At 52.8% G+C, this 12,700-nt stretch carries 10 protein-coding genes; 4 read left to right on the top strand and 6 right to left on the bottom strand.

Features of this window, described 5'->3' with window-relative positions; translation table 11 throughout:
• Positions 1–69: 69 nt before the first annotated feature.
• On the top strand, positions 70–489 hold the full coding sequence (locus EPA93_RS12955; protein WP_165423061.1) for a MarR family winged helix-turn-helix transcriptional regulator: 420 nt from the start codon (positions 70–72) through the stop codon (positions 487–489).
• Between the two features lie 125 nt (positions 490–614).
• On the opposite strand, the gene EPA93_RS12950 is transcribed toward EPA93_RS12955, so the two are convergent.
• From EPA93_RS12950 to EPA93_RS12925, 6 genes are all read right to left on the bottom strand, one after another.
• Positions 615–2,042, bottom strand: a complete 1,428-nt coding sequence (locus EPA93_RS12950) for an ABC transporter permease (protein WP_129887926.1) — start codon at positions 2,040–2,042, stop codon at positions 615–617.
• 21 nt (positions 2,043–2,063) lie between these two features.
• Positions 2,064–3,005, bottom strand: coding sequence for an ABC transporter ATP-binding protein (locus EPA93_RS12945; RefSeq protein WP_129887925.1), 942 nt, complete (start codon positions 3,003–3,005; stop codon positions 2,064–2,066).
• 252 nt (positions 3,006–3,257) lie between these two features.
• Positions 3,258–3,950, bottom strand: coding sequence for a hypothetical protein (locus EPA93_RS12940; RefSeq protein ID WP_129887924.1), 693 nt, complete (start codon positions 3,948–3,950; stop codon positions 3,258–3,260).
• Positions 3,947–4,843 carry an ABC transporter ATP-binding protein gene (locus EPA93_RS12935; RefSeq protein ID WP_129887923.1) on the bottom strand — a complete coding sequence of 299 codons (897 nt, stop codon included), beginning with the start codon at positions 4,841–4,843 and terminating at the stop codon, positions 3,947–3,949. The genes EPA93_RS12940 and EPA93_RS12935 overlap by 4 nt, the downstream gene beginning before the upstream one ends.
• The gene (locus EPA93_RS12930) at positions 4,840–5,211 is read right to left on the bottom strand and encodes a GntR family transcriptional regulator (protein WP_129887922.1); all 372 of its coding nucleotides are present in this window, start codon (positions 5,209–5,211) and stop codon (positions 4,840–4,842) included. Before EPA93_RS12930 ends, EPA93_RS12935 begins: the two co-directional genes overlap by 4 nt.
• A 336-nt stretch (positions 5,212–5,547) precedes the next feature.
• On the bottom strand, positions 5,548–6,033 hold the full coding sequence (locus tag EPA93_RS12925; RefSeq protein ID WP_207229527.1) for a response regulator transcription factor: 486 nt from the start codon (positions 6,031–6,033) through the stop codon (positions 5,548–5,550).
• Positions 6,034–6,877: 844 nt separating this feature from the next.
• On the opposite strand from EPA93_RS12925, the gene EPA93_RS12920 reads away from it, so the two are divergent.
• The 3 genes from EPA93_RS12920 (at position 6,878) to EPA93_RS12910 (ending at position 12,624) form a co-directional block, all read left to right on the top strand.
• On the top strand, positions 6,878–9,694 hold the full coding sequence (locus EPA93_RS12920; protein WP_129887921.1) for a glycoside hydrolase family 78 protein: 2,817 nt from the start codon (positions 6,878–6,880) through the stop codon (positions 9,692–9,694).
• 358 nt (positions 9,695–10,052) lie between these two features.
• Entirely contained in the window at positions 10,053–11,405 is a 1,353-nt protein-coding gene (locus EPA93_RS12915) for an MFS transporter (RefSeq protein ID WP_129887920.1), read from the top strand.
• 208 nt (positions 11,406–11,613) lie between these two features.
• The gene (locus tag EPA93_RS12910; RefSeq protein ID WP_207229526.1) at positions 11,614–12,624 is read left to right on the top strand and encodes a hypothetical protein; all 1,011 of its coding nucleotides are present in this window, start codon (positions 11,614–11,616) and stop codon (positions 12,622–12,624) included.
• Positions 12,625–12,700 lie beyond the last annotated feature (76 nt).

Genomic DNA, 12,700 nt, shown 5'->3' with positions numbered 1-12,700 from the left:
GGGTAATATAGTTGTAGCACACCATAGAGTCAATCCAATACCATGCATGACCCTGGTACAGACATGAAAATGAAACCATTAGAACAACTTTTGCTTGATCTGTTTCGCGAGCTCGGCTTGCATCAGCCAGCCAGGATCTTACCGGGCTGGTCGCTCTCGCTCTCGGAATTCCTGGCGCTCAACGTGCTGGCAAGTCGGGCCCCGCTCTCTCAACGCGAGCTCGGCTGCGAGCTTTCCCTTGAGAAAAGCACCATCAGCCGGCTCGTCGATCAGCTGGAGCAGCGCGGATGGATTACACCTATGCGCGATCTACAAGATAACCGCCTCTGCCTCCTCTATCTTTCAGAGCAGGGGCAGAGTATTGCACTCCAACTTCAGCAGCGTTTGCATGAACACTATCAAGGCCTATTCAGCCAATTAGGCCCTGGAGAGCGCCAGGCCCTGACAAATGGTCTTGCAGCCCTCTTCAAGCTTCTGGAGCCGGCCTGAAAAGGCGCGGGCTTCTATCCCGCTTTAAGCGCATATCCGCCCGCAGAATAGAAGCTCCGTTTTAGTCCCTAACCCTCTTCTTTGGCGCGAGAAGTTCCCGCTAGCAAGCCTCGTCTCGGCAAGGATTAGCCGGCGCCGTTTAGCCTGATAAGCTTGCCGAGGCTAAAGCGCTGCCCATACATCAAGATGCCGGCACGATAGATGCGCGCCGAGATCCAGGCACAGAAGGGGAAAGCCGCGAGCATCAGCACAACTGTGAGCAAGATTTCCCACCAGGCCACCTTACCGGCCCCGATACGCATCAACATCAGCGTTGGCGACCAGAAGGGAACATAGGACATAATTCTGACCCAGAGCGCATCCGGCACTCCTGGAATTGCCGCCACAGAGACGCTTATCAAGTAGCCAATCATGAAAAGGAGATTGATAGGACCACCAGCATTGCGCGCCTCCTCCGGCTGGCTGACCAGAGCTCCAGCCGCCGCATAGAGCGAGGAATAGAGCAGGAAGGCCAGGATAAAGTAGAGCAGCAGGAGCAAAAGCATATTAATAGCGGAACCTGTTATGTTAATGCTCATGCCAGTCACAGCCGCGCTTCCCAGCAGAGCAGCTTTGATCGGCGTCTGAATGGCTAGCATAATAATGCCGGTCAGTACAGTTACCAGCATCTGGGTCAAGCCTGCCGCGCCAATCCCGATGATCTTACCTAGCATCAACTGGAAAGGGGTTGCCGCATTGATTAAGATCTCCATAATATGATTGCTCTTCTCTTCAGCCACGCCCTGGGCCACGCCAGCTCCATATGTGACGATTGATATGAAGATTATAACTGCGCCTACATAAGCCAGAATGTAGCCTAAAACTATGTCAGCTGTGGAACGGTCGCTCTGATCCTGCTTAAGATTGCTCAGGGTAAATTGAGGCTGAGCCAGCACACTATTTATCTGGGTAGAGCTTAGATGGAAGCGCTCTGCGCGATCCAGAATGCTCAGCTGGTGAGCCACATTCTGAAGCGGCGCTGTGCTGCTATCTACAGCACTATCCGAGGCTGTATAATCGGTAAAGCTGATATCCTGCTTTTCCGTGCGCTCAAGGACTAGCAAGAGCTTCAGCTTGCCATCCCTTACCTCGCTCTTCAAACTATTGAGGTCGGCAGGGGCACCAGTCTGGACGGTAAAATTGGCGCTCTGCGCTGCGCTCGGACCGAGACTTTGCCCTGGCTGTCCATTATTAAGGTTGGTCTCGATATAGTGGGCCAGGGCCGCATCATTCATCCCTGCCACGCTTCCAGCATTATTGACGATAGTGATTCTGTTCTGCTCAGAACCTGATTGCGCGTTTATATATTGAATGACTGTTGGGACAAAGGACCCCACGATCACGGCTAGCAGATAGATAGCCGTGCTAATAACGAAGCTTCGCCGGGTAATCTGGTTCTTATATTCGCGCTCACAGATCAGACCAATATTGCGCAAGCTATTTTGTCGCGGCGAGCGCGCACTAGAGGTAACTTCCTCGCGCTGATCTTCTGGCGTAAGAGTTGACTTTGCCATGCTTCTCTTTTCTCCTAGTCCCTAGTATGCCGCCGGTACGCTCAGCGGAGCATCCGGTAGGGCAATGGAGCCCACCAGTTCAATGAAAATGTCGGTAAGTGAAGGATCAGTTATTTCAAAGCGGCTAACTGAAGCGCCGCGCCTCAAAGCTTCGGACAGAATAAAATTTGGATTGAGACCGTGGCTTAATTGCATCTCAATATAATCCTGGCGCCTTTTGGTAACCTGCACGCCGTCTATGGCATCCAGCCAGGAAGCCTGGGGATCATTATCCAACTTAAGGCGCAGGACATTGCGCCCATGTTGACGCTTGACCTCGCGTACATTACCCTGCACAACGCTCTGGCCCTTATTGATAATCAGGACATCTTCGCACATCTCCTCGACCTGCTCCAGTTGATGAGTTGAGAAGATGATAGTCTTGCCGCGCCGATGCATCTCTAGAAATGCCTCTTTCAACACGCTGGCATTAACTGGGTCCAGGCCGCTAAAGGGCTCATCCATAATCAGAATGTCTGGATCGTGCAGGACAGTGGCCAGAAACTGAATCTTCTGTTGGTTGCCTTTCGAAAGATCGCTGACTTTCTTTTTACGGTTCGCATTGATCTGAAAGCGCTCGAACCATTCGTTCATTTCCTTTTTTGCAGCTTGCTTCGATAGACCATTGAGGCGAGCCAGAAAGAGCAATTGCTCTTCTACAATCATCTTGGGATACAGGCCGCGCTCTTCGGGCAGATAGCCCCATCTATTACGTGGCACCTTGTTCACATTCTGACCGTTCCAGGTAATCTTGCCGCTATCGGGCCGAATGATATCGAGGATCATGCGCATGGTAGTTGTTTTGCCGGCTCCATTGGCACCTAGAAAACCAAAGATTGAGCCCTCTCTCACTTCCATAGAGAGATCTTTGATCACCCGGACCTCGCCAAAGGATTTATTTATCTGGTCAACTAAGAGCCCCACTATTCGCTCCTTTTCTTATAAAACTGAGAAATGCAGACAGATCAAAACAACAAAGGATTTTAAATTGCTATACATAGAATAGACGTTTTTACTTTCTCTTTCTCCAATTTTAGTTCGCTCATCACTTCGTCCTGACGAGAAGATGCCCAGACAGAGCTTAGGAAAAGCAGCTCTACACCCTCGCTCAGAACCTCTGCCAGGATGACCAATGGTCCAGAAAGAATGGCCATCTTTGCGCAGCTCGATTGTGCACTAACGCACAACCGCTCTGCGCAAGAGCGCATATGAGAGAAGTACACAGACAAGAATAAACGGAATCAACCACAAAGCGAGCGCGCTGAGCGAGTGTTGGGCAAACCAGGCAAAAAAATTGCTCCAGTTGTGGAGATAGGTTAACCCAAGCGCGCCCGCGCTGCACGCTACAAAGAGAAAGATAAAAAATGCATACATACCGATCTGGCCGAAGTGCTGAGCCATGCAAGCGCCGGTCAAGCCAAGAAAACTCAGAGACTCCAGGATCGCAAAATAGCTCCAGAATTGTGCAAGGAGGGTACCATCACTCATATATGGCAGATGAAAGAAATGCATATTCAAGCCCCAGCCGCCGGTCAGCCCGCTCTCGATAAACGAGAGGAGCGTCAGAGCAACGGCCCAGACGAAATTTATCGCAAGTATGGAGAGTGTTGTACCCAGGAAGTAATCAACCCGCCGCACACTGAAGCCAAGCGCCAGAGGAAAGGTATCCTTTACCATTACTGTGCCAGCGACAAACATAAAAATGTAGATCGAGATCATTCCGCCGGAATACGTTCCCGCATCTCTGCCAGCGGCAAGGCTAATGACCAGCGCCACCACAAAGCTAAGAGACATAATCATTGCTGGCGCAGCAAACCAGGTGAGGCTATTTCTGAAATGTATATTCATAACGCCAGTTATTTGCTTCACGAGATCTCTTCCGCCTTTCTTCTCAGCGCTCCACCGGTCAGATGGATGATAAGCTGCTGCAATGAAACTGGCGCTAGCTCTAGGCCGAGATCTTCGGCCTGCGCCCGCTCCCGAGCCTCTAGCCTCCCCATCAGCGTGACCGAAGCCAGCCCACCTAACGCCTCACGGGCAACGACAGTTTTCCCGCTCACAAAAGCCTCAACTTTGCCCGCTGTTCCCGCCACAGTAAAGGCACGTTCGCGCAACGTCTCGGCATCTTCATCGATAAGCAACCTTCCCCTATCTATGACAAGCACATGCTCTAACATCTGACTCACTTCATCGATAAGGTGCGTAGAGAGCACAATCGTGCGCATATGCTCGGTGTAATCTTCGATCAAGCGATCATAGAATATGCTTCTGGCTACCGCGTCAAGGCCAAGGTGCGGCTCATCGAAGAGGGTCAGCGGCGCCCGGCTGGCCAGGCCAATGATAATGCCAACGGTCGAGAGCATCCCCCTGGATAAGGCCTTCAGTCTTCGCTTCAAGGGTAGCTGAAAGTCATCGCATAAAGCCGTGGCATATTCTTGATCCCAGTTGGGAAAGAAAGAGGCGGCAGCACTGAGCATATCAATTACGCGAAAAGCCTCGGGAAATCGCTGATTCTCTCTCACAAAGCAGATCTGGCTTAGCACACGACTGTTTTCATAGGGTACTTCGCCGAATACTTTCAGTTCTCCGCTGCTGGCAAAGATCTGGGCGGTCAGGATCTGCATGAGCGTCGTCTTGCCCGCGCCGTTACGCCCGAGCAGCCCATATATCTTTCCCTCTTCTAAGGAAAAACTGATCTCTTTGATTGCTTGCACATTTCCATACAACTTCGTTAATTGACGGACCTCAATCACTTTGCTCATCGCACCTTCTCTCCTCTGCGCACCATCTCCGTCAATTGCTCTGTGCTAATGCCTAGCTTAGCGGCCTCTCGGATCATCGTCACCACATACTGCTCGAAAAATTGCTCTCTACGCTTCTCTAGCAATTGCTCACGGGCTCCCTCAGCCACAAACATACCAATTCCCCGCTTCTTATATAAGATACCCTGGTCCACCAGTAGATTGACTCCTTTCGCCGCAGTTGCCGGATTAATCTGGTAAAAGGCGGCAAACTGATTGGTTGAAGGAACCTGCGTCCCCTCGGGTAGCCCTCCTTCGATGATGTCACTTTCGATCCGCTCGGCTATCTGCACGAAGATCGGACGGCTATCATCTATCAAGTATCCCATTTTTTACTACCGCCCTGGTTAGTTACTCTTGTAGCTAACCATACAAGAAATAGAGCGATTTGTCAACTGGTATTCTGTATAGTTTGTGAACACAGTGGCACATGTAGCCCTGCTTCCAGCCAGGGATTGGAAGCACAAAGCTGCATAACGTGAAAACTGCGGATTGGGCAAAAGCTGGCCCTTCAAGAACGCGCTGAGGCCTCTTAAGAGGTTTGAAACAGGATGGACAAGCCCAGGCTATGTATCGTTATAACTACATATAGCCTGGCCATTAAGCTATTGGCGTTATTCTCGGCAGCAAACCCCACTATAATATTACACTAATTTTATCGCAAGCTATATTTTCTGCTGCAAGCTTTTTACTGCTGAGTCCAGCACATAGAGAGCCCGAGCCCGATGGCAGGCTCCCAGTTTTTGATAGACACGATGGAGATGATTGCGTACTGTAGATTCGGCCACGCAGAGTTCTTCGGCGATCTCGCGCCTGTTGAGCCCTTGATAGAGGAGCGTTGCTATCCGACATTCCTGATAGCTAAAGTCATAGGATGCGGTCCAGTATTCGGCCAGGTCGCGCTCCTCTTCTTGCTCCAGAGGGACCGTCTCCACAAGCTCAGCACGCGTATGAACATCATAGGTCACGAAGAGGCGACGATAAATGATACGCCGTAGTTGCTCTGGTCGTATATGTAAAACTTCGGCAATCTGCTGATTAGTCCATCCCTGGCGCAGGTAGTTTAGAATAGTCTCGTCACGGGCAGCCAGCTCCTGCTCTGTAAGGCGCTGATCTCTTCCCTCTTGATTGATATTTCTCTCTTCCCTCATCTCTTCCCTCATAACAACATTAAACCCAGTTTTGCGCTCCTTCAAAAAAGTAATTTCTGGCGGGCCGCTGCCGAAAAGGCGCAAGAGGAATCTTCCTCCCTCTTTCTCAGTATAGCAAAAGACTTCTTACTTACCGAATACAGGTACTGATGGCTACTTTCCGTCGCTCCAGGCTGGCGCCGGAGAAAGAGAAGTCTGAAGCCATGGCGTGCTTCCAGGGACTTTACGTTTCAAGTACCCAGTTATAGGCATACAAGGCGATCTGGCGAATTGCCCTGCCTCATGGCAGCCGTAGAAGCGGGACGCCCCGCTAATGGCCACTGCAGCTATACCGAAGTACATCTGCTTTCCTATTTACTTTCGTTTAATTTCGTTTTATTACATCTACTGTTCATATCGTCTCGCCTCTCAAGATCCCGAGAGCCTTATGCATGGTCTACCGCGACTAGCTAGCGAGGCTGCAAGTAGCTCATGCGAAGGACTTATAGCCTTCTTCAGGCAAATCTTCATCACTATGAACTCTTCAGAATAGAGGCAATTAAAGGGGCGATAGCATGCGTTATGGCACAAATTTTTAGCTGCGCAGCTGCCTCTGCTCGCTCTGCTCTCTTGCCGGCATTTTTGCTGAGGAGCCGACGAGAATGCACGAAAAACCGAAACAGTTGGGCCTGACTATTGACTTTTCAATTTTTTTATTGTATTTTTCTTGAAACCATATAAAATTAAACGAAACGAAAGTTTTCACACAAGGCCACCTACGCTGTGGTTGGGCGGCCTTTCACAAGGGCGATGTCTCGCTCAGCGAAAATACAGCACGAGATGGCTCTATTAGCCGGGAGGTACTATGGCAACGAGTGCCACATCCACTTCGTCCATTGGTGTACAGGATCTGCGCTGCGAGTACCAGGATAACCCTCTTGGTATCGATGTCAGGCAGCCCCGTTTAAGCTGGAAACTTGTCTCCCCGGCAGGGCGCGGAACTGTACAAACCGCGTACCAGCTGCGGGTGAATGATGAAAAGGGTGAGCTCTGGGATAGTGGGAAAGTGCCATCAGGGCAATCAGTCCACGTTCCCTATGCCGGGCCGGAACTTCGCTCGGCCCAGCGCTACACCTGGCAGGTGCGGATCTGGGATGGCGCCCACCAGGCCTCAACCTGGAGTGAGCCGGCCTGGTGGGAGATGGGCCTGCTACATTCCTCTGACTGGCAGGCTAAATGGATCGAAGCTGACTGGGATGATGATCCACAGGCGTTCAAACCCGCGCCCTATCTACGTACAGCCTTCACGCTTGATAAGCCGGTAGCTTCGGCACGACTCTATGTCACGGCGCACGGCCTCTACGAGCTCTCGCTCAACGGTCAGCGCGTCGGAGATGCCTATTTCACGCCAGGCTTCACCAGTTATGAGCATCGTCTCCAATACCAGACCTACGATGTGAGCGAGTTGCTGCGCTCAAACGAGAATGCGCTTGGGGTAATTCTTGGCGATGGCTGGTATCGGGGCTCAATCTCTATCGGCGGGCTGCGCAACTTCTATGGCGAGCGCCTGAGTCTGCTCTTACAGCTTCATGTCCGTTATAGCGATGGTAGCGAGCAGGTTATTATTTCTGATGAGCACTGGCGGGCCACAACCGGGCCGATCCTCAAATCTGATCTGCAAGATGGCGAAATCTATGATGCGCGCCTGGAAATGCCTGGCTGGGATCAAGCCGGCTTCGATGATAGCAGGTGGCAGGGGGTGCGCGTGGCTGAGTATGGCCTTGCCAATTTAGTGGCGACAGTTGGCCCGCTGGTACGCCGCAAAGAACGCTTTGTTCCGCTGGCGATCCTCACGACTCCGGCTGGAGAGACTGTCGTGGATATGGGACAGAATCTTTCTGGGGTAGTACAGCTCAGGGTTTCGGGGCCAGCCGGAACGACGATTCGCCTGCAACATGGCGAGGCCCTTGATAAGGCTGGCAATTTCACAATGGAGCATCTCGGGCTGGAACCGATCATCCCTGCTCCTCTCCAGGAAGTCTTGTACACGCTTAAAGGTGAAGGTGAAGAGGTCTACACGCCTCATTTCACGACGCACGGCTTCCGCTATGTGAAGGTCGAAGGTTTCCCTGGCACGCCGACGCCAGCAAACTTTACAGGCATTGCGCTCTATTCAGATATGCCGGAGATCGGATCCTTTAGCTGCTCAGATCCGCGTTTGAACCAGCTTCAGCATAATATCCTCTGGAGCCAGAAGGGCAATTTCCTGGAAATCCCCACTGACTGCCCAACGCGTGAGCGCGCCGGCTGGACTGGCGATGCACAGATCTTTGTTGGGACCGGCTCTTTCCTTATGCAGACGGCTGGCTTCTTTACTAAATGGTTGAAAGATCTGGCCGCCGAACAGGGAGCCAACGGACGCGTGCCAAACATGATTCCTTCGCCAGCCAGCAAGCTTACGGTTAACAATTTCTCGACGGAGTTTCTGGAAGGGGCTGCGGGCTGGGGCGACGCGGCGGTAATCATACCCTGGACACTCTACCAGATGTATGGTGATCGGCGCATTCTTCAAGAGCAGTATGAGAGCATGAAGGCCTGGGTAGAATACGAGCGCCAAAATGCCCAGGATAAATATAAGCCGGCGGGCCACACGGCTCCACGCTATCGGGAACGTGAGCCGCACGCCCACGAGCGCTACCTGTGGGATACTAATTTCCATTGGGGCGAATGGCTGGAACCGAACGATCCGGTGCCCGCTCTCTTATTCGGTGAGCATACGCCCGAGGTGCAACAGATTCTTAGCGCGCCGCACGTTGCCACTGCCTATTTTGCCAATTCGACGCGCTTGCTGGCCGAGGCCGCGCGTGTGCTGGGCAAAGAGGCTGATGCACAGGAATATAGCAGGCTACATGAGCAGATTAAGCAGGCCTACATCAGCGAATTTGTTGATAAGGATGGCAGCATCACGCCAGAAAAGCAGGCCGCCTATGTGCGGGCGCTGGCCTTTGATCTGCTCCCCGCCGAACTGCGCCCGGCCGCCGCCGCTCATCTTGTGAAGCTTATACGCAGCGCAGGCACGCATTTGGGGACCGGCTTCCTTTCAACGCCTTTCCTGTGTTCGGTGCTGGGCGCCAACGGCTATCTCGACGTAGCCTACGAGCTGCTCATGCAAGAGAGTCGTCCTTCCTGGCTCTATGCTGTGGAGAAAGGAGCAACGACGATCTGGGAATCCTGGGATGGCATCGATGAGGAGGGCAATCCTCATGGCTCGCTCAACCACTATTCGTATGGTGCGGTGGGAAGCTGGCTATATCAGGTTGTAGCAGGGATTGAGCCCACACAACCCGGCTACAAACACGCCAGCTTCCAGCCGCAGCCAGGGGCCGGCCTCACCGCAGCCTCGGCCAGCTATCAATCTCTCTATGGCGAAGTTGCTTCTAGCTGGCAACTTGCGGACGGACACTTCAGGCTTACTGTGACGGTCCCGGCCAATACCAGCGCCACCGTGACAATTCTTTCGACTATAGGAAAAGAGGTTACGGAGCAGGGACAGGCCTTAGAAGCTGTCGAGGGCATCACCGGTGTGCGCAGAACGGAGGATGCCACGCTCATCGATGTGGGCTCTGGCACCTATACGTTTGATGTTGTTACTGCTGACCCAACAGCCGGGACAGAAAAATAGTTAGTTACCTGGCATGCCTGGTTGCTGCCTTTCTCTGGAGAGGATGGCCCAGCAGCCGGCATGCTGCCTCAATATACCAATTACGCACCCTTATTATGTCCCGTTGCTTAGTAAATCGGTATACACATTATACACCCTTAATTTAGCCCGTTGCTTAGTAAGATGGCATCAAGCGTGCTGCCATAAACCCGGAACTCAAACCGCGCATTCACATTAGCTTTCTGGCCTTGACCTGGAAATATTGTAAGCTTTTATGGAAGAGCTTATTACTCAGCCAGGATCAGCATGAGCCGGTGAGGCCCGGTTGGAGCACCGATCCGTAGGGATATATTTTAGCACCCCAAAGGAGTCTCAGAGCATGGAAGAAGAAATCATTCGATCACCTGAAGTACTTTCCCAGACTCTTAACGCAGCGGACGATGTAATAACAGACGTTCCCGAAGCTTTGCGCCCTCCCACAAAACCTGTTGGCCTTGGCCTTCCCGCAGGTATAGCTATTGCCACGGTTAGCTGGCTGGCCGTGGGCTTACCAATCCTTTCGCTCTTGTTGCCAGAACAGATCAATCGCCTTGATCCGATCCACAAGGTGGCTACTCTTGGCATTATTCTCACGCTGGGCGGCCTGGCCGGCGTGATCAGTCCACCGCTGGGCGGCGCGTTATCTGACCGCACGACCGCGCGCATAGGTCGGCGCCGACCCTGGATTCTGGGTGGCATGCTGGGCGTTGTGGCCGGGCTCCTGCTTGCCTCGCAGGCCAACACGATTCTATTTATCGCCATCGGCTGGATTGTGATCAATTGTTGTGGCAATCTTTTGCTGGCAATTCTTAACATCCTTATGCCTGACCGCATTCCAGAGAAGGAGCGCGGCACAGCTTCGGCCATTATAGGTCTGGCGCTCCCGATAAGCACGGTTCTTGGCATGCTGCTTGTCACGACTGTCCTCAATCTCACCGGCCAATCGATTCCGATCGCCTATTCTGCCCTGATTGCTATTATCATCCTGCTCGCCGGCGGCTTTGTGCTCTTCTATCGCGAGCCACGGCTCCCTAAAGGGGCGATGCCGCCCTTCCGTCTTGGCGAATTTGTGGCCGGCTTCTGGATTAGTCCGCGCCAGTTTCCCGATTTTGCCTATGCCTGGATTACGCGCTTCCTGGTCTTCCTTGCCTTTTTCACGATATCTTCGTTCAGCAATTTCTTCTTGCGCGACGTCGTGCACTATGCCCAGCTCTTTCCCGGGCATACGGTGGCCGAAGGAATGACGATTGTGACGACTATTTCAACGGTTGGCTCGCTTGTGGCTACGCTGCTAGGTGGTATTATTTCTGACCGCTTTCAGCGGCGCAAGCCCTTTGTGATCGGGGCGACGGTTCTGCTGGCCCTAAGCCTGCTTATTCCTGCCTTAATCCATACCTGGCCGGCGGTAATTGTCTCCTTTGCCCTGCAAGGTATAGGCATCGGAGCTTATAACGCTGTGGATATGGCCCTGATTACGCAGGTGCTGCCGCGCGCGGAGAGTCGCGGCAAGGATCTGGGTGTGATGGTGATTGCGCTGAATGTGGCGCAGTTCCTGGCGCCTTCGGTTGGTGCGCTTGCGATCAGCATTTTTGCCAGCAGCGTGGAAGCCGGTTATACGTCGCTCTTCCTGGTTGCTACGGTGCTAACGTTGCTGGGCGCTGTGCTTGTGCAGCCGATCAAGAGTGTACGCTAATTTTCGGATGGAACATTTGGGCTCGCGCCCCGATACCTATCCCCCGGAGAGATATCCACCCGGTTAAGGGCCAATTCACTTGCTCACGACGTAGCCCTTAACCTGGGGACTCTCTCCCCGCCTCGCCGCTGTCAGGCAGCAAAAAACGAGTATTGGGAAGCCCGGGAGAAATGAATGGGACCCTTTAGAAGAAGTGATTGTTGGCCGTGTGGAAGGTGCTACCGTGCCCTGCTGGCATGCTATTCTCCAGGCCACCATGCCTACAGAACATCACGCCTTCTTTTACACCCATGGAGGACGCGCCTTTCCCCAGGATCTGCTTATGGCGGCCAATGCAGAGTTGAACCAGTTCGTTCAGCTCTTAGAAGCTGAAGGCGTCAAGGTTCGCCGACCCGACCCGGTAGATTGTTCTCGACAGTTTGCTACTCCCGATTGGAGCAGTCCGGCGGGCCTCTATACAGCCATGCCAAGGGATTGCCTGCTGGTCATTGGCGATGAGATCATCGAAGCGCCGATGGCCTGGCGCTGTCGCTACTTTGAAACATTCGCCTATCGCTCCTTGCTTAAGAACTACTTCCAGCAAGGGGCTAGATGGAGCGCAGCACCCAGGCCACAGTTACCCGACGCTTTATACCAGCCTGTGGAAGAACAAGAGGGAGAAGAAGCATTTCCTTTTCGTAGCATGCTTTCCGAATATGAACCGACATTTGATGCTGCCGATTATATTCGTTGTGGCAAAGATATCTTTGTCCAACGTAGTCAGGTTACCAACAGTTTTGGGATCGCCTGGCTCCGCAGACATCTAGGGGAGCGCTATCGCATCCATGAACTACAGTTCAACGATCCACATCCGATGCATCTGGATGCAACCTTTGTTCCTCTCGCGCCCGGAAAACTGCTGGTCAACCCGGAGAGAATAAGGGGGATCAAACTGCCTGAGATGCTCGCGTCCTGGGAAGTGCGCTACGCGGCTCAGCCCGTACCCAGAGCGGCACCGCCGCTCTATATGAGTAGTCATTGGCTTAGCATGAACATTCTCATGCTCGATGAAGAGCGCGTAGTAGTCGAAGCCCAGGAAGAGCCACTCATCGCCCAACTCACATCCTGGGGATTTAAGCCGCTGCGTTGCCCGTTCCGCCACTTTCAAGCTTTGGGAGGATCATTCCATTGTGCCACGCTTGATGTGCGCCGAAGAGGAGGATTACAATCCTATTTCTAAAAGCCTGGTCCGGGCAAGTAGCCAGCTTTAAATAGCGCCGGTCTCACGTTCTTACCAGGGTCTATACTGCATACAA

The organism is Ktedonosporobacter rubrisoli, from assembly GCF_004208415.1.
Taxonomy (GTDB): Bacteria; Chloroflexota; Ktedonobacteria; order Ktedonobacterales; family Ktedonobacteraceae; genus Ktedonosporobacter; species Ktedonosporobacter rubrisoli.
The sequence above is the reverse complement of the archived record's forward strand: the minus strand, read 5'-3'. Positions and strand labels throughout refer to the sequence as shown.

What these genes read in the sequence shown, in the direction of transcription:
- EPA93_RS12915 (WP_129887920.1), top strand. Translation starts at nt 10,053, where the DNA reads ATGGAAGAAGAAATCATTCGATCACCTGAAGTACTTTCCCAGACTCTT.
- EPA93_RS12930 (WP_129887922.1), bottom strand. Translation starts at nt 5,211, where the DNA reads ATGGGATACTTGATAGATGATAGCCGTCCGATCTTCGTGCAGATAGCC.
- EPA93_RS12920 (WP_129887921.1), top strand. Translation starts at nt 6,878, where the DNA reads ATGGCAACGAGTGCCACATCCACTTCGTCCATTGGTGTACAGGATCTG.
- EPA93_RS12935 (WP_129887923.1), bottom strand. Translation starts at nt 4,843, where the DNA reads ATGAGCAAAGTGATTGAGGTCCGTCAATTAACGAAGTTGTATGGAAAT.
- EPA93_RS12950 (WP_129887926.1), bottom strand. Translation starts at nt 2,042, where the DNA reads ATGGCAAAGTCAACTCTTACGCCAGAAGATCAGCGCGAGGAAGTTACC.
- EPA93_RS12955 (WP_165423061.1), top strand. Translation starts at nt 70, where the DNA reads ATGAAACCATTAGAACAACTTTTGCTTGATCTGTTTCGCGAGCTCGGC.
- EPA93_RS12925 (WP_207229527.1), bottom strand. Translation starts at nt 6,033, where the DNA reads ATGAGGGAAGAGAGAAATATCAATCAAGAGGGAAGAGATCAGCGCCTT.